Origin of the sequence: Bartonella sp. CL63NXGY, from assembly GCF_042194905.1 — a bacterium.
In the GTDB taxonomy this organism is placed as follows: domain Bacteria; phylum Pseudomonadota; class Alphaproteobacteria; order Rhizobiales; family Rhizobiaceae; genus Bartonella.
The window spans coordinates 76,043-92,846 of record NZ_JBHINK010000001.1; the positions used below are offsets into that span (position 1 = coordinate 76,043).

14 protein-coding genes are annotated in these 16,804 nt (G+C 37.9%); 10 read left to right on the plus strand and 4 right to left on the minus strand.

The window, feature by feature from the left end:
• Positions 1-528: 528 nt before the first annotated feature.
• The 3 genes from ilvD to ACFIK0_RS00290 all read right to left on the minus strand — a co-directional run bounded on the left by ilvD (position 529) and on the right by ACFIK0_RS00290 (position 4,070).
• On the minus strand, positions 529-2,367 hold the full coding sequence (gene ilvD, locus ACFIK0_RS00280; protein ID WP_375663316.1) for a dihydroxy-acid dehydratase: 1,839 nt from the start codon (positions 2,365-2,367) through the stop codon (positions 529-531).
• A gap of 993 nt (positions 2,368-3,360) precedes the next feature.
• A complete protein-coding gene (locus ACFIK0_RS00285) occupies positions 3,361-3,612 on the minus strand; it encodes a DUF1150 domain-containing protein (protein ID WP_012754519.1) in 252 nt (83 codons plus the stop codon).
• Between the two features lie 26 nt (positions 3,613-3,638).
• Complete coding sequence (locus ACFIK0_RS00290; RefSeq protein ID WP_012754518.1) at positions 3,639-4,070, minus strand: Hsp20 family protein; 432 nt, start codon at positions 4,068-4,070, stop codon at positions 3,639-3,641.
• Positions 4,071-4,190: 120 nt separating this feature from the next.
• On the opposite strand from ACFIK0_RS00290, the gene nth reads away from it, so the two are divergent.
• The 10 genes from nth to ACFIK0_RS00340 all read left to right on the plus strand — a co-directional run bounded on the left by nth (position 4,191) and on the right by ACFIK0_RS00340 (position 13,936).
• Positions 4,191-4,931 (plus strand): endonuclease III, encoded by a 741-nt coding sequence (gene nth / locus ACFIK0_RS00295; protein ID WP_375642992.1) that lies wholly within the window; start codon positions 4,191-4,193, stop codon positions 4,929-4,931.
• A gap of 155 nt (positions 4,932-5,086) precedes the next feature.
• Complete coding sequence (gene rpmI, locus ACFIK0_RS00300) at positions 5,087-5,290, plus strand: 50S ribosomal protein L35 (RefSeq protein WP_183193590.1); 204 nt, start codon at positions 5,087-5,089, stop codon at positions 5,288-5,290.
• Between the two features lie 33 nt (positions 5,291-5,323).
• Positions 5,324-5,725 carry a 50S ribosomal protein L20 gene (rplT, locus tag ACFIK0_RS00305; RefSeq protein ID WP_012754515.1) on the plus strand — a complete coding sequence of 134 codons (402 nt, stop codon included), beginning with the start codon at positions 5,324-5,326 and terminating at the stop codon, positions 5,723-5,725.
• Between the two features lie 94 nt (positions 5,726-5,819).
• Complete coding sequence (pheS, locus tag ACFIK0_RS00310; RefSeq protein ID WP_375630537.1) at positions 5,820-6,896, plus strand: phenylalanine--tRNA ligase subunit alpha; 1,077 nt, start codon at positions 5,820-5,822, stop codon at positions 6,894-6,896.
• A gap of 39 nt (positions 6,897-6,935) precedes the next feature.
• Positions 6,936-9,350, plus strand: coding sequence for a phenylalanine--tRNA ligase subunit beta (pheT, locus tag ACFIK0_RS00315; protein ID WP_375663317.1), 2,415 nt, complete (start codon positions 6,936-6,938; stop codon positions 9,348-9,350).
• A gap of 289 nt (positions 9,351-9,639) precedes the next feature.
• Positions 9,640-10,548: a metal ABC transporter substrate-binding protein gene (locus ACFIK0_RS00320; protein ID WP_375630541.1), complete on the plus strand. Its 909-nt coding sequence runs from the start codon at positions 9,640-9,642 to the stop codon at positions 10,546-10,548.
• Positions 10,545-11,375: a manganese/iron ABC transporter ATP-binding protein gene (locus tag ACFIK0_RS00325; protein ID WP_273790252.1), complete on the plus strand. Its 831-nt coding sequence runs from the start codon at positions 10,545-10,547 to the stop codon at positions 11,373-11,375. The genes ACFIK0_RS00320 and ACFIK0_RS00325 overlap by 4 nt, the downstream gene beginning before the upstream one ends.
• Positions 11,372-12,238: a metal ABC transporter permease gene (locus ACFIK0_RS00330; RefSeq protein WP_273790251.1), complete on the plus strand. Its 867-nt coding sequence runs from the start codon at positions 11,372-11,374 to the stop codon at positions 12,236-12,238. The genes ACFIK0_RS00325 and ACFIK0_RS00330 overlap by 4 nt, the downstream gene beginning before the upstream one ends.
• Positions 12,235-13,140, plus strand: coding sequence for a metal ABC transporter permease (locus ACFIK0_RS00335; RefSeq protein WP_273790250.1), 906 nt, complete (start codon positions 12,235-12,237; stop codon positions 13,138-13,140). The genes ACFIK0_RS00330 and ACFIK0_RS00335 overlap by 4 nt, the downstream gene beginning before the upstream one ends.
• Positions 13,141-13,549: 409 nt before the next feature.
• Positions 13,550-13,936 carry a YbaN family protein gene (locus ACFIK0_RS00340; protein WP_273790249.1) on the plus strand — a complete coding sequence of 129 codons (387 nt, stop codon included), beginning with the start codon at positions 13,550-13,552 and terminating at the stop codon, positions 13,934-13,936.
• A gap of 1,561 nt (positions 13,937-15,497) precedes the next feature.
• Here the strand turns inward: ACFIK0_RS00340 and pncB are convergent.
• Complete coding sequence (gene pncB, locus ACFIK0_RS00345; RefSeq protein ID WP_273790248.1) at positions 15,498-16,802, minus strand: nicotinate phosphoribosyltransferase; 1,305 nt, start codon at positions 16,800-16,802, stop codon at positions 15,498-15,500.
• Positions 16,803-16,804: the final 2 nt, after the last annotated feature.

Genomic DNA, 16,804 nt, shown 5'->3' on the forward strand with positions numbered 1-16,804 from the left:
ATATCCTTAAACTCCTTCTTACATCTCAAAGGATAAAGATTTTCATTCGAATCAAGTCTGCAAACAATCCAGATTCTAAGGAATTTATCTTGATTTCCTAGTCATGTGATTCACTTAAACTAAAAGCTTTACAAACAAGTCTAAGAATATTCACCACGCACTAAGAAACACTTAATATTTAAGGAGGATGCCGTATATCACAGTCCTAAATGACAGTGTTTTACGGTACAACAAGATAATGCCACCAGTACAATAAATATCTTCCATAAATATGAGAACAGGAAATTGTAATTTCGTATAAGATTGGAATATGATATGAAAAGTAATGATACTGTATCTATCTTTATCTATCTTACATAGCTGCTAAAATAAGCAATCCGCAGCTGCTTTTAGTTGTATTGATAGCTTTTTAATCATACTCATCCATGACTCGAAATATTCTGATAAGTTCATAAACTCATAAAATAATTAGCTCAGAATATCGTGCAAAAGATGCAAAAAATCAGAGTACTGTCTCTATTCAACTCATCAAATACTACGTACTGCACCTTTTGAAGCAGATGTAGTCATCGCTGCATAAGCTTTGAGAGCCTTTGAAACTTTACGCTGACGCTTCTCAATCGGTTGCCAAGCGCCTTTTCCTTTTGCTTCCATCTTAGCACGGCGCTGCTTCATCTCAACGTCATCCACCAACATATGAATTCTACGATTTGGAATATCAATTTCTATGATATCCCCTTCTTCCACTAACGCAATTTCTCCTCCTTCCGCAGCTTCTGGAGAAATATGTCCTATCGAAAGCCCTGAACTTCCTCCTGAAAAACGTCCATCCGTAACAAGTGCACAAACCTTGCCTAATCCTTTAGATTTGAGATAACTCGTTGGATAAAGCATTTCTTGCATTCCAGGTCCACCACGTGGACCTTCATAACGGATTAAAACAATTTCACCTGTTTTAATCTTATCAGTTAATATAGCTGAAACAGCTGAATCTTGGCTTTCAAAAATTCTTGCCGGACCTTTAAAAGTTAAAATTGATTGATCAACGCCTGCTGTTTTTACAATACAGCCATCTTTTGCAAGATTTCCATAAAGAACTGCCAATCCTCCATCTTGTGAATATGCATGTTCTCTATTGCGAATCACACCTTTTTCACGATCAAGATCAAGGGTCTCATAGCGACAAGATTGGCTAAAAGCTGTTTGTGTCGGAATACCACCTGGAGCAGCACGATAAAATGCACGAACTGTTGGCTCATTAGTTTGCTTTACATCCCAGCGGTAAAGAGCTTCTTTCATTGTTTTTGCATGAACCGTATAAGTTGATGTATCAATGAGTCCCGCCGCATCCAGTTCGCCTAAAAGCCCCATAATACCACCAGCGCGATGAACATCTTCCATATGTACATTTGCAACAGCAGGAGCAACCTTACATAAAACAGGAACACGACGTGAAAGATGATCAATATCCGTCATGGTAAAATCCACCTCACCTTCTTGCGCCGCGGCTAAAAGATGCAGTACTGTATTGGTTGATCCCCCCATGGCAATATCAACGGTCATTGCATTTTCAAAAGCCTTGCGTGAAGCAATAGAGCGTGGCAAAACTGTTTCATCATCATTTTCATAATAACGCTTAACCAATGCAACAATCTGTTTTCCAGCTTCTTCGAAAAGCATCCGCCGATCTGCATGTGTTGCTAACATTGATCCATTTCCAGGAAGAGAAAGCCCCAATGCTTCCGTTAAGCAATTCATGGAGTTGGCCGTAAACATTCCTGAACAAGAACCACATGTAGGACAAGCTGCACGCTCCATTTCAGCAACTTCTTCTTCTGAATTTTGTTCTGAAGCTGCTGCGACCATGGCATCGACCAAATCAACCCTTAGATCTTGATCCTTCCATTTAATCTTACCTGCTTCCATAGGACCGCCAGAAACAAAGATTGTCGGAATATTCAACCGTAAAGCAGCCATTAACATACCAGGCGTAATTTTGTCACAATTAGAAATACAGACAAGTGCATCCGCACAATGTGCATTAACCATATACTCTACAGAATCAGCAATGATCTCACGTGAGGGCAAAGAATAGAGCATTCCATCGTGCCCCATCGCAATTCCATCATCTACAGCAATGGTATTAAATTCTTTCGCAACACCACCGGCAACAGCTATCTGTTGTGCGACTAATTGCCCAAGATCTTTTAAATGGACATGCCCTGGTACAAATTGTGTAAAAGAATTCGCAATCGCAATAATGGGTTTACCAAAATCAGTATCTTTCATCCCTGTTGCACGCCAAAGTCCGCGGGCTCCTGCCATATTACGCCCGTGGGTTGATATTCTTGAACGGTAAGAAGGCATTATTTTTTTCCCCTCAAATAATTCCATTTTGCTTGTTGTGCTGTAACTTCATTATAAAAACAAGAGCTTTAATATTCAAAAGAGCAAAATATCTCGTACTGAGGCATTTGAAGCACAAAATTAAAAGCCCTGTATAAACTTTTTCATAAAGCCTTTGTTTTTTTCTTACCTGTTAATCAACATCTAATCCCTGTGCAAGTCCACGTTTGAGACAAATATCAAAACGCTTCAGTGTGGAACGAACTGTTCCAGATTTTTGTATGCCAGATTTGGTCAGTATATTGCATCTATCTGTTTGCGTAATTTCTGGAACAAGAAGACAGCCTCATTTGGAAAGAATATAAAGGCATCGTGGTAAAAATCTATCATCTCCTTACAATTCAGCTTTACACCTTTCAAACGCATTCATAGAAATATCTTTTAAATAATTATGACGCATTATCTCATGCTTTTGTTTTTACACTCTTCAATAGAGCTACTCCCCTCAGGAAGAACAAAACACACCAAACAAAATACACTTGTATAGCCTTTATGTACTCATTTTAAAGAGACATCTTTCAATGTAACTCGAGCCCATTTCACGATAGCGCCCATGAATGGTATAACAGCCCTCGTGAATAATATAAATCTATAAGGGACATCTTCACACTTATGAAGAAGAAAACTGACACCATCATACATTTTTTCATCCCCATATTGTGAATGTCTTTGGTAATTGAGACAATTAAAAAGAGATATTTTTATTCCTTTCTTCAAGTGTTTTTATCCACATGGCTCTCCCTGCTTATGACATCAAGCAAGTGACTTTAATTGTTTCAATATAAGAAGATCTCAAATGAGAGAACCTTATGATATTCGGGACTCTCATTCCAGTTGTAAAAAATTAATTATGAATATAAATCAATACTTAATCTCATTATAACCCACATTACACCCTTTACGAAAAAACAGATAGAATTTATAAAAGAGTACAGCTTTTTCTCGTAAGGTAATCTAGTGCAGAGTTACAATTTGTAGTTCATGCTCATTGGCTCCAGCAAGAGCGATAGAACGCTCATCGGATAAAATGATAGGATAACCTGTTTCACCAAAGAGAGCCCATATCGTAATGCCTGGGGTCATCGGTGGAAGATCTGGAAAGTTTTTAGCCAGATCATCTGTACAAACTTTTTTTAAATAGGCAATCTGTCCCGCATCAGAGTAGGATGTGTTCTGAAACGACAAGTTTTGTTTATGTTCTCCCATTTCACTGTTCCTTTACGCCTTAACTTTTATGACTCACCACTACTGACTTTAATTGGAATCTGTTTTATTTCTTTTTTTAATTTTGGTTGATACAGATTAATTGATAAAAGACCATTTTTCAACTCCGCATTTGTAACATGCATCCCTTCCGCGAGAACAAAGGTTCGCTGGAATTGTCGCGCAGCTATACCGCGATATAAATATTGATGATTTTGGTTGTCTGTTTGTTTACCATGAATAACCAATTGATTATCATCAAGCAAAATATTAAGATGGTTAATCTTAAATCCAGCAACAGCCAAAGTTATCCGGATATGATTTGCATCATCATTTTTATGCAAACGTTCAATGTTATAGGCTGGGTAAGCCTCATCAGCTTTACCGATACGTTGCAATATTTTTTCTACGGTTTCAAACCCTAAAAGAAAGGGATTGGAGAAAGGCGTCACATGTGTCATTCATGAGTATCCTCTTTAAAACGGCTTTACTTGACCACACTCTATAAAAGTGTTCGCTGCATTTCTCTCATATGGCGAGCGTGAATGATAACTTCAAGAGAGAAGATTTAAGAGAGTTCAATGCCTCAACGTACCATAAAATTGTCAAAAGTGCGAAATTTATCTGGTATATTATATAATGAAAATGAAATTGCAGAAATATTTCGCCGTTTTTCTGTGCAACGCCCAGCGCCTAAGAGTGATCTTATCTATACAAATATTTTTACGCTTTTGGTTGCCGTTGTGCTTTCGGCTCAAGCGACAGATGTAAGCGTTAATAAAGCGACAAAAGAATTATTTCGCCTTGCTGATCAACCGGAAAAAATGGTTGCATTAGGAGAAGAAGAAATAGCACATCATATCCGTTCAATTGGTCTTTGGCGTGCAAAAGCACGTAATGTTTATGCGCTTTGCAACTATTTAATTGATTATTATGGCGGTCAAGTACCCGATACGCGTGAAGCACTCATGGCCCTTCCTGGAGTAGGGCGCAAAACGGCTAATGTGGTCTTGAATGTTGCTTTTGGTCAACCTACATTGGCAGTAGATACACATATTTTTCGCTTAAGCAATCGTCTTGGTTTAGCGCTTGGCAAAACACCAGAAATTGTTGAGAAAAAATTATTAAAGATTATACCGGTTCATTATATTCGCCATGCACATCATTGGCTGATTTTACATGGTCGCTATATTTGTCAAGCCCGTAAACCACAATGTACGCAATGCATTATTGCCGATTTATGTAAAGCAGCCATCAAAACAAATGCAATTCCAGCACCTTTAGTTGAGCTTCAAGGCAATGGAGCGCCGATTTTTTTGTAATACGGTCTTGCAATTTTGTGTATACTAGCTTATGAAAACGTCTTTAAGAGCCGCCCGGCAGGGCATGCCGTGGCTGTTTAAATGCTTGTTCAAGCGTTGGTCCGCTTGAGTGAATAAATTTTTTGATTGAATAAATTAATGTACGGAGTAGCAAAATGCCCAAGATGAAGACCAAATCATCCGCTAAAAAGCGGTTTAAAATCACTGCGTCAGGCAAAATTAAAGTAGCAGCTGCCGGTAAGCGCCACGGCATGATTAAGCGTTCGAATAAATTTATTCGCGATGCACGTGGAACAATGGTTTTGTGTGAACAAGATGCTAAAAAAGTCATTCAGCATTATTTGCCGAATGGTATTTAAACCTTACGCTTTTGATTTTGAGGAGATTATAATATGGCTCGTGTGAAAAGAGGTGTGACAGCACACGCTAAGCACAAAAAAGTTCTTAAACAGGCTGAAGGTTTTTACGGTCGTCGTAAAAATACCATTCGTGCAGCTAAAGCAGCGGTTGATCGTTCAAAGCAATACGCTTATCGTGATCGCAAAAATAGAAAACGTACTTTCCGTGCTTTGTGGATTCAGAGGATTAATGCGGCTGTTCGTGCAGAAGGTTTAACTTATGGACGTTTTATTGATGGCTTATCAAAAGCTGGTATTGAAGTTGATCGTAAAGTTCTTTCAGATATAGCAATCCACGAGGCGGAAGCATTTTCTGCTTTAGTAGCTTCGGCAAAAAAAGCTTTAGAATATTTAAAAGATACGACACCTAATGCTTTCGAAGGCGCTGTCAAATAAGCCAGTCGTGTTCTCTTAAAGCATTCATTTATTTGAGGTCCCGTGCTGGCTATTGCAAGTGCGGGTTTTTCTTTATTAAAAAATAGGCAAAAATATGAATGATATTGAGCGTCTGGAACAAGAAATTTGTTTAGCCTTAGAGGCCGCAGGTGATGAAAAAGCACTTGAAGAAGTGCGTATTGCAGCATTGGGTAAAAAAGGTAGTATCTCTGAAAAATTAAAAGAATTAGGAAAAATGGATGCTGGCGAGCGTCATAAAGTTGGACCAGTTCTTAATGGATTAAAAAATCGTATTTTAGAATTATGGGCGCAAAAGCGTGATCTTCTGAAAAGACAGGCAATGGATGCCCGTCTTTCTCGTGAAACAGTTGATGTTACCTTGCCTATTCGCTCTTCACCTATAGAACGGGGACGCATTCATCCTATTTCACAAGTGATTGAGGAAATTATTGCCATTTATACGAAGTTGGGTTTTTCTCTTGCAGAGGGACCTGATATTGAAACAGACTATTATAATTTTACGGCATTGAATTTTCCTGAAGGGCATCCAGCACGCGAAATGCATGATACCTTCTTTTTTGATGTTGATAAAATGGGAGAACGAAAATTATTGCGGACCCATACATCACCTGTACAAATTCGCACACTAGAAAGACAAAAAGCACCGATACGGATCATTATTCCTGGAAAAACTTACCGCATGGATTCGGATGCAACACATTCTCCCATGTTCCATCAGGTAGAAGGTCTTGTCATCGATAAAACCTCCACCATTGCCCATATGATGTGGCTACATGAAACCTTTTGTAAAGAATTTTTTGAAGTTCCCTCTGTAAAAATGCGTTTTCGTCCCTCTTTTTTCCCTTTTACCGAGCCATCTATGGAAGTGGATATTCAATGTGATCGTTCTGGTTCAGACGTAAAGTTCGGAGAAGGGCAGGATTGGTTGGAAATTTTAGGATGCGGAATGGTGCACCCTCATGTGTTGAAAAATGTTGGCTTAGATCCCGATGAATATCAAGGCTTTGCATGGGGAATGGGCATTGATCGTATTGCCATGTTGAAATACGGTATGCCTGATTTGCGGGCTTTTTTTGATGCTGATCTGCGTTGGTTAGACCACTATGGCTTTCGTTTCTTTGATATGCCTGCTTTTTTTCCTAATAGATAATGTGTGATCTTAGTCATCGCTTTCATGTGAGGTTTTAAAATGAAATTTACATTGTCGTGGTTAAAAGATCACTTAGAGACAAATGCATCTTTGGATGAAATTTGTGAGAAACTAACAGCTATCGGTCTTGAAGTTGACTCCGTTGATGATCGATCTTCTTTAAAAGGTTTTGTGATTGCAAAAGTTTTAACAGCAATAAAGCATCCTGATGCAGATAAACTCCAGATTCTGTCCGTCGATACAGGGACTTCCACACCTGTTCAAGTTGTCTGTGGAGCACCAAATGCGCGTGCAGGTCTTATTGGTGTTCTGGCACTACCAGGTACTTATATTCCAGGACTTGATGTAACATTATCTGTAGGAAAAATCCGTGGTGTTGAAAGTTTTGGGATGATGTGTTCACAAGCAGAGCTTGAATTATCGAATGAGCATGATGGGATTATTGAACTTCCAGAAGATAGTCCTATTGGAGGTTCATTTGCAGCTTATGCTGGTTTAGATGATCCGGTCATTGATATTGGTTTGACCCCTAATCGTTCCGATTGCACAGGTGTTCGTGGTATTGCCCGTGATCTTGCCGCTACAGGAATCGGACAATTAAAAGAATTGTCTTTACCAAAATTTGAGTCTTCCTTTGAAACACCTCTCAATGTTTCATTAGATTTTTCGCAAGATTCATCATTATGTTTAGGTTTTGCTTGGCGTGAAGTACGCAATGTTCAAAATGGCGAATCACCCCAGTGGATGCAACAGCGTTTGAATGCAATTGGTTTGAGACCGATTAATGCGCTTGTTGATATGACCAATTACATCAGTTTTGACCTTGGTCGTCCACTCCATGTTTTTGATGCAGATAAAATTAAAGGTAATTTGTGTGTACGTTGTGCGCGTGAGGGAGAACAGCTTCAAGCCCTGAACGGAAAAATCTATCATTTGGGCGCTAAGAATTGTGTCATTGCAGATGACGAGGGAGTTGTTTCGATTGCCGGTATCATGGGCGGAGAAAGAACGAGTTGTGATGAAACAACACATCGCGTTATTATTGAATCGGCGCTTTGGGATGCGCAAAGCATTGCACAAACAGGAAGAGCATTAGGTCTTATCAGTGATGCACGTTATCGATTTGAACGAGGTGTTGATCCGGCTTTTATAGAAACAGGGCTTGAGATTGCAACAGAATTGGTCTTGCATCTTTGTGGTGGTGAAGTATCTAAGAAGAGGATCGTTGGCTATCAGCAACAAGAAATCAAACAGATCGCTTTTCCTTTTTCTGAAATTAAACGTTTAACAAATTTGGAAATAGAGCCTGAAAAAATCATCTCTATTTTAACAAAACTTGGATTTTTTGTTGAAGGAAAAGGAGATATCGTTACGGTAAAAGTACCATCATGGCGCCCTGATATTATGGGTAAAGCCGATTTGGTGGAAGAGATCATGAGAATTTATGGGTTAGATAAAATTAAACCTATTCCTTTGGAAAACTTCGTAGAAGAAAAAGATCAGATTGTAACATGCGCACAAATTCGTTCACGTGCTACACGTTTGGCTTTAGTGCAACGCGGTATGAAAGAAGCGGTAACATGGTCTTTTATTTCTGAAAATCAAGCTCTTGCTTTTGGAGGAGGTCAAGAAGAGCTTAAATTGGTTAATCCTATTGCTGCTGATATGTCAATGATGCGTCCTTCCCTTTTACCTGGTTTGATTATGGCGGCACAAAGAAATGCTGATCGTGGTTTTTCCGATCTTGCTTTGTTTGAAGTTTCCAGTATTTATGAGGGCGACACCCCTGATAAACAACACCGTGTTGTTAGTGGGATTCGTCGCGGAACAGAGCAATTTAAAGGTGCTGGGCGCTTTTGGAATGGAAATGCAACCGTCGTTGATGTTTTTGATGCCAAAGCAGATGCTTTAGCTATTTTAGAAGCATGTGATATGGATATTGGGAAAGTGCAGATTGAAGTTGGAGCACCAGATTGGTATCATCCTGGTCGTTCAGGTGTCATAAAACTTGGATCAAAGATTATTCTTGGTTTTTTTGGTGTTTTTCATCCTGCTACATTAGAAAAGTTAGATGTCAGTGGCCCTTTATGCGGCTTTGAAATTTTTCTAGACCGAATTCCAGAATCAAAGAAAAAAACGACCAAAAGCCGTCCTCCTTTGAAACTCTCACCTTTTCAAATGGTGCGGCGTGATTTTGCCTTTATAGCGGATAAAACTGTTGCCTCTTCTCTTATTATTCGGGCGGCAAGTGGAGCCGATAAAAAACTTATTCATTCAGTGCAAGTTTTTGATGTTTTCGAAGATTTAAGCTTTGGTGAAGATAAAAAATCTGTTGCAATTGAAGTAACTATTCAGCCCATAGAACGGACTCTAACGGATGAAGATTTAGAAAAGCTTGCCTCAAAGATCGTGGATAATGTTACCAAAATGACAGGTGCATATTTACGCTACTGAGTATTCTCATTTTTTATGAGATATTTTACATGAAGTGGGAGCATCTTTGAGTGCTCCCTTTTTGTTTGGCATTCAAGAGCTATAGAACTTCTTGAAAGGGGACCTCCTTACCAAAACAAGCTGCTTAAATCATCAATTTTTTCAATATGAAAAAACTGTTTTTAAACATTTTGAAAAGTTATTTTTCTCTTAATCCTTCATTGCAAATGTAAAAGATAACTGCTATTGCTAAATGATAATGCAAATTATTTGCAATAAAAAGAAGGCATATAAAGGAAAGAGAGAATCAATGAACGTAAGAACGTTTTTCACCATAGTTTTTGGAAGTGTTATTTTTTTTACACCCAATTTTGCTTTGTGTGCTGGTAAATTTAAAGCTGTTACGACATTCACTATCATTGCTGATATGGCACGCAATGTAGCAGGTGATGCCGCTGATGTTGAATCCATTACAAAACCAGGTGCGGAAATTCATGAATATCAACCCACCCCACGCGATCTTATGCGTGCTCAGGGAGCTAACCTTGTATTGTGGAATGGTTTAGAGTTAGAGCTTTGGTTTGAAAAGTTTTTTCAAAATATCAAGGATGTTCCAAGTGTTGTTGTTTCAAAAGGTATTGTACCCATTAAAATTGGTGAGGGCCCCTTTAGCGGTAAACCTAATCCTCATGCGTGGATGTCACCGACCTCTGCTTTGATTTACGTTGATAATATTCGCGATGCTTTTGTAAAATATGATCCTGAACATTCTGAAATTTATAAACAGAATGCTGAAATTTATAAACAGAAAATTCGTGCAACGATTGATCCAATTAGGGCTGAATTAGAAGCTGTACCGCAAGACAAACGTTGGCTTGTGACAAGTGAGGGGGCTTTTAGCTATTTGGCGCGTGATTTTGATCTAAAAGAACTTTATTTATGGCCCATCAATGCTGACCAACAAGGAACACCACAGCAGGTCAAGCATGTTATTGATATGGTTCGCAAATACAATATTCATGCAGTTTTTTCTGAAAGCACTATTTCCCCTGCGCCTGCTAAGCAGGTTGCCAGAGAAACAGGGGCTAAATACGGTGGTGTTCTTTATGTTGATTCTTTAAGTGAGAAAAATGGTGAGGTACCCACTTATATTGATTTATTACGTGTCACGAGTGGGCGTATTAGCAATGCTTTAGTAGAGGGAGTAAAAAGCCAATGACGGAATGTGGAATATTTGCCCAAGGAGTAACGGTAACATATCGTAATGGACATACAGCTTTACGCGAAGTGAATTTTGAAAGTCCAAAGGGTTCTATTACGGCATTGGTTGGTGTTAATGGATCCGGTAAGTCAACGTTATTTAAAGCGATTATGGGGTTTGTACGCCCCTCAAAGGGAAAAATTCGCATGTTTGATTTACCTGTTGATATAGCTTTGAAAAAAAACCTCATTGCTTATGTTCCTCAAAGTGAAGATGTTGATTGGAATTTTCCTGTCTTGGTCGAAGATGTTGTATTGATGGGGCGGTATGGTCATATGAATTTCTTTCGCTATGCCCGTACACAAGATTATGAAGCCGTTCGTATTGCCTTAGAACGCGTTGATATGTTGGCTTTTGCCAAGCGCCAAATTGGAGAACTTTCTGGTGGACAGAAAAAGCGTGTTTTCCTAGCGCGCGCTCTTGCACAGAAAGCAAAAGCTATTTTATTAGATGAGCCGTTTACAGGGGTTGATGTTACAACAGAAGATAAAATCATTGCTTTGTTACAAGATCTTCGTAAAGAAGGAGCAGTGATCTTGGTTTCAACTCACAATTTGGGTTCTGTTCGCGAATTTTGTGATCATACAGTTTTAATAAAAGGGACCGTTTTAGCTTCTGGGTTAACAGAAAAAATCTTTACAAAGGAAAATCTGGAGAAAACTTTTGGAGGGTCTTTGCACCACCATATTTTTGATCTTCAAACCACAAAAAAAAATGATGTTTTCATGGGAAGAAAGCAGTCTGCCGTTTGTGAAGATATTGAAAGAGTGGAGCACGTTGCATGATTTCTTGGTTGCTTGAGCCACTGAGCTATCAATATATGGTGAATGCAATGTGGGTTTCTGGATTAGTTGGGTGTGTTTGTGCCTTTCTTTCGGCTTTTTTGATGTTAAAAGGTTGGTCATTGATTGGTGATGCACTTTCCCATTCGATTGTTCCTGGTGTAGCAGGAGCTTACCTTTTAGGGTTACCTTTTTCACTTGGCGCTTTTTTTTCTGGTGGTCTTGCAGCAGCAGCAATGCTCTTTTTTAACCACCGGACAAAACTTAAAGAAGATACCATTATTGGGCTCATTTTTTCTTCCTTTTTTGCCTTTGGGTTGTTTCTCAAATCATTAAAACCAATGGCTGTTAATATTGATACGATTGTTTTGGGAAATATTTTAGCAGTTAGTTCAACAGATATTCTACAATTGGCTTTTATCGGCTTTGTTTCGTTGCTTATATTGCTTTTGAAATGGAAAGATCTTCTTGTTTCGTTATTTGATGAGACGCATGCGCATGCCATTGGATTAAACGTAAAATTTTTAAAGATTCTCTTTTTCACATTGCTTGCCGCTTGTACCGTTGCTGCGATGCAAACCGTTGGAGCGTTCTTAGTCATTTGTCTTGTTGTGACACCTGGGGCAACGGCCTATCTTTTAAGTGATCGTTTCGTGAACATCTTGGTTATTGCAGTTGTAATTGGAACCTTCACAAGTATCTTGGGTGTTTATGTGAGTTATTTTTTGAATGCACAAACGGGGGGGGTTGTTGTGCTTTTTCAAGCATCTTTATTTGTTTTAGCTTTTATTTTTGCTCCTAAACATGGGTTTATTGCCGCGCGCTTACGCATAAATGCAGCAAAAAAGGGTGTAATATTATCATGATTGATCAATTACTGCTTCCGTTTCAGTTTTCTTTTATGCTTAAGGGTATGCTTATTGTCATGATTCTTTCTATTCCCATGGCGATGCTTTCCTGTTTTCTTATTTTGAAAGGATGGGCGCTGTTAGGCGATGCCATTTCTCATGCAGTTTTTCCAGGTGTTGTTGTTGGTTATATGACAACACCATGGGTAATCGCATTTTTAACTTCTTTGCCATTTGCTTGGTTTCAGCATATGCGTCCAGAGAATATTACAATGACTTTGATTACTTGCGGTGCTTTTGTTGCAGGAATGGTGTGTGCACTATTAACGGGTTTTTTAGGGAGCAATAGCCGTATCAAACAGGATACGGTGATGGGCGTGGTCTTTTCTTCAATGTTTGGTTTAGGGCTTGTTTTAGCCACGTCTATTTATAGTAGCTTAGATTTGAATCATATTCTATTTGGTAATCTCTTGGGTGTTAACTGGCTTGATATAACGCAGACGGCAATCATTTCTGCTGTTGTCACTTTTATTTTAGCAGCAAAATGGCGCGACTTTATGCTGTATATTTTTGACACAGTTCAAGGACGTGCAATGGGGTTACCAATATCTCTACTCCACTATACCCTTCTAACGATGATTTCTCTTACAATTGTTGCAGCTTTGAAAGCTGTCGGTATCGTGCTCGTTATTTCTTTACTGATAGCACCAGGAGCAATTGCCTATCTTGTCACAAAGCGGTTTTCTTTTATGTTAATGATCGCGATACTTGTTGCAGCTTTTTCTGGTTTTTTAGGGATTTATCTCAGCTTATTTATCGGCTCTGATTCTGCTTCCACAATTGTGTTGATCTTGACGTTGATTTTTATGGCTATTTTCATGATGATTTTCTTTCGTCGAAACACAGTTCAAGAAACTTGAAAGTGTTAAAATTCATGCATATCAGCCATGCATTTTTATATATTGTTTCTCATTTTTATTTTAATTAGAGTCTGGGGTGCTAGGTTGTTTTTCCTCCTAATATCTAGCAGATGAGTGCAGTACATTTTCTCCCCCCCCAACACTGCATTCTTAATTAAGAGGCTGCATTGATTTCTTCTGCAGCCTTTTTATTTTTTTGTTTTTCTAAAATCTCTCCTCTTTTCTTGAAATCATTTAAAATGATTATCATATTGTGTAAGCTATTCGGTATTTTCAAGGAACTTATAACAGCAAAGACACTTACGCATGAAGGGGTAGAGCGTAATTGTGCACTCAGACATGTAAACAGAAAAAAACAGATACAATGTTTTTGTATAGGGTTTTGCGTAGAGGAAAATAGTACGAGAGAATGAAAAAAGATTCGAAGATATCGCACCCTTTACGTATCTGCTATTATATAGCAGGGTGGGCGATGGTTATATTAGGTATTATCGGTGTCGTATTACCTATTATGCCAACGGTGCCTTTTTTATTGGTTGCCTCATGGTGTTTTACGCGTTCTTCTCCACGTTTTCATCAATGGTTGAATAATCATCGTATTTTTGGTCCCCCTATTAAGCGATGGGAAGAAAAAAAAGCAATCTCTCCATTCGTTAAAGTTTTTGCAATGATGAGTATGACAGGAGGATTTTTATCCTTTTTCGTAATGCTACACCCTCCTTTATGGATTTCCTTACTTGTTGCGGTTATATTATTGCTGATTGCCATTTATATTGTAACACGTCCATCTTCTTAATGATAAAAAAGGCTTTATGAGATACTCTTTTTAGCTTCGACTTATTTGTAAAAACTATGAGGACTTTTAAGTTTTGAATATAAGCTCTCCATATCCAAAATACATATGAAATAGCAAGCTTTTTGAGCGCAATTAATTAATAATATGTTTGTGAAATAATTTTTATGAACAAAGAAGATTGTTTACGAACACTCAAAATGTTCTCACTTGGTAAACAATGAGAAATCACATTCATGGAAGAGAGTCATTATTTTTGTAAAGCATGTTTGTATGAATCTCTATATATACATCATTGAAAAGTCATTGATATGATAGACATTTCGTTTGTTTTCATATCTCTTAATGAGGATATAATACAAAGCTTACTAAATACCCTCATTTTTATACTTATACAGTTAAGAAGCCGGTCTATTATATCAATCTTTAAGGTTACATCTGTTCTTAACTTAAGAATAATTCATAAGAAACAACAGAATTTTTCAAATGGTTTATACATACACGCATTCTTATTATAATATGCGAATAAATAATTTCTCTGTCTTGATATAAAGCTTATTCGAAATAAAAATATTATTGCATTCTCTGTTTTTTAATGAAGTCATGCCCCTCACGTAAAACAAAAGGTCTCCCAAATCATGTTATTTACACATTTATTTTAATGAAACATTTCTCAACGCTTTACTCATTTCATAATAGCAGACCATACATGGATAAAGTAAAATCTCCTGTAAAGTGTATAAAATCTATTTGAGCACCATCATCCTTGCCTTGCAAAATGCATACCGATAGTCACCATGCTATTTATCATCCTCCAATGTTGCCTTAGTAATTTCTAATGTTGCAATTGTAGCTTGTCATCTGGTTTTGTATATTTTGACACTAGATTTTGTACCAATTTATTTTTTTCAAAGAGTTTTAAAGGTGTTCTCAAAGGGTTTTGAAAGCCTTTTCTCATTTTTACTATGGAAACGCACTTTTTTCTGATTTTCGGTAATTTTTGTAATTTTAGGTGTCAAAATCTATTTTGATAAAACGCGCATTTAATGGTAAAAATTGTACATAAAACAACAAATTACCACGTATTCCTACTTAATCCCGCCTCTTTCCACTTAGTATAAAACCTACTGTCAAACTACAACAATAACTCTTAAAACTTGAAAACCTTCATATATGCAAGGGGATTAGTGTGCTTGATTTAACAGGATTGAAATGAGAAAAACTTATGATACTCGCGCACGCTCATTCAACATGCAAAATGATAGTATCTTGTTATGCTGTATAACACTGTTATTTATGACAAATGATATAAGGAAGCCTCCTTGGCTAAACTTCCCTAGCGCGTTAAGTATTTTTTTAATGCGTAGTGAATATTTTTAAGTCTTATCTATCGCGCCTTATGTAAGTGAAGCGTATGCGTTGATAGACTAAGTAGAATCTGCTCAAAAAACAGCCGAACTATTTCAGACCAGCAAAGGTTAAGAATCCTCATCCTTAGGGCAGAACAAAAATCAATCTTATAAACAATATGTTGAGGCAATATACTTGTTTAAAGAGCCGAAAACTACGTCTTTATAGGTCTAGCAATTCGCTTTGTATTACCAAAAAAATTGATATAACGTTGTACTTCTTTTGAATCACCGATCGTTTTTTCAGGATTATCTGAAAGTTTCACGGCTGGTCGACCATTGGCATAGGTCACCTTACAAACAAGGGAAAGAGCATCAAGAGTTTCGATTTCCTGAGGTGCACAGCCTGTAAAGTCATTGGTAAGATCCGTGCCCCACCCAAAACTCATGCGCACTTTACCATGGAAATGATGATAGGTTTTTTCAATTGTATTGACATCAAGAGCATCAGAAAAAATTAGAAGTTTTTTGCATGGATCTTTTCCTTTTTCTTTCCACCATTGAATAATACGTTCGCCACCTTCAATAGGGGGCGCACTATCGGGTCTGAAACCCGTCCAATCAGCTACCCAATCTGGTGCATTGCGTAAAAATGCTTCTGTACCAAAGGTATCAGGTAAAACAATGAGAAGATTTCCACCATAATAACGGTTCCAATCCTGCAAGACTTGATACGGAGCTCTGCGTAATTCATCATCGTTATTGCTGAGAGCCGCAATAACCATGGGCAATTCGTGTGCATTGGTTCCAAGAGCTTCTAAATCCGTATCCATGGCAAGAAGAACATTAGAAGTTCCAGTAAAAGAATTACCAATCCCTTCTTTTAATGCTTCCACACACCAGCGCTGCCATAAAAAAGAATGGCGGCGCCTTGTCCCAAAGTCAGATATTTTAATATCAGGCAATTTTTTGAGACGTTCAACTTTACTCCACATTTTTGCTTTAGCACGCGCATAAAGTACATCAAGAGCAAAACGATCTAGTTTTTTGAGAGCAGCACGTGAACGTAATTCACTTATAATAGCAAGGGCTGGAATTTCCCACATAGAGCTATGAGCCCACGAACCATAAAAATGAAGAATATACTGGCCATCTTTACGGGTTAGTTCATATTCTGGGAGTTGAAAATTCTCAAGCCACTGAAGAAAATCCGGTTCAAAAATTTGTTTGCGTCCATAAAATGTATTACCAGCAAGCCAAATCATTTCTTTTTTTGTAAAGTGCAAACTAAGAGCATGATCAAGTTGAGCACGTAATTCACTCTCATCAATATCATCGGCAAGACGTATTGTTTTAGAGCGATTTATGAGGGAAAAAGTAACATCAACATTAGGATATAACCCCCAAATCATCTGCACCATAAGAAGCTTATAAAAATCCGTATCGAGAAGTGAACGAATAATGGGATCAAGTTTCCAAGTATGATTGTAAACACGTCTAGCAATATCCGGATGATTCATAA

Bases quoted from the DNA above. Each gene is read 5' to 3' on its own strand.
- ACFIK0_RS00290 (WP_012754518.1), bottom strand. From the start codon at position 4,070: ATGACACATGTGACGCCTTTCTCCAATCCCTTTCTTTTAGGGTTTGAA.
- ACFIK0_RS00330 (WP_273790251.1), top strand. From the start codon at position 11,372: ATGATTTCTTGGTTGCTTGAGCCACTGAGCTATCAATATATGGTGAAT.
- ACFIK0_RS00285 (WP_012754519.1), bottom strand. From the start codon at position 3,612: ATGGGAGAACATAAACAAAACTTGTCGTTTCAGAACACATCCTACTCT.
- ACFIK0_RS00335 (WP_273790250.1), top strand. From the start codon at position 12,235: ATGATTGATCAATTACTGCTTCCGTTTCAGTTTTCTTTTATGCTTAAG.
- ilvD (WP_375663316.1), bottom strand. From the start codon at position 2,367: ATGCCTTCTTACCGTTCAAGAATATCAACCCACGGGCGTAATATGGCA.
- ACFIK0_RS00320 (WP_375630541.1), top strand. From the start codon at position 9,640: ATGAACGTAAGAACGTTTTTCACCATAGTTTTTGGAAGTGTTATTTTT.
- pheT (WP_375663317.1), top strand. From the start codon at position 6,936: ATGAAATTTACATTGTCGTGGTTAAAAGATCACTTAGAGACAAATGCA.
- rplT (WP_012754515.1), top strand. From the start codon at position 5,324: ATGGCTCGTGTGAAAAGAGGTGTGACAGCACACGCTAAGCACAAAAAA.
- ACFIK0_RS00325 (WP_273790252.1), top strand. From the start codon at position 10,545: ATGACGGAATGTGGAATATTTGCCCAAGGAGTAACGGTAACATATCGT.
- pheS (WP_375630537.1), top strand. From the start codon at position 5,820: ATGAATGATATTGAGCGTCTGGAACAAGAAATTTGTTTAGCCTTAGAG.
- ACFIK0_RS00340 (WP_273790249.1), top strand. From the start codon at position 13,550: ATGAAAAAAGATTCGAAGATATCGCACCCTTTACGTATCTGCTATTAT.
- rpmI (WP_183193590.1), top strand. From the start codon at position 5,087: ATGCCCAAGATGAAGACCAAATCATCCGCTAAAAAGCGGTTTAAAATC.
- pncB (WP_273790248.1), bottom strand. From the start codon at position 16,802: ATGAATCATCCGGATATTGCTAGACGTGTTTACAATCATACTTGGAAA.
- nth (WP_375642992.1), top strand. From the start codon at position 4,191: ATGCCTCAACGTACCATAAAATTGTCAAAAGTGCGAAATTTATCTGGT.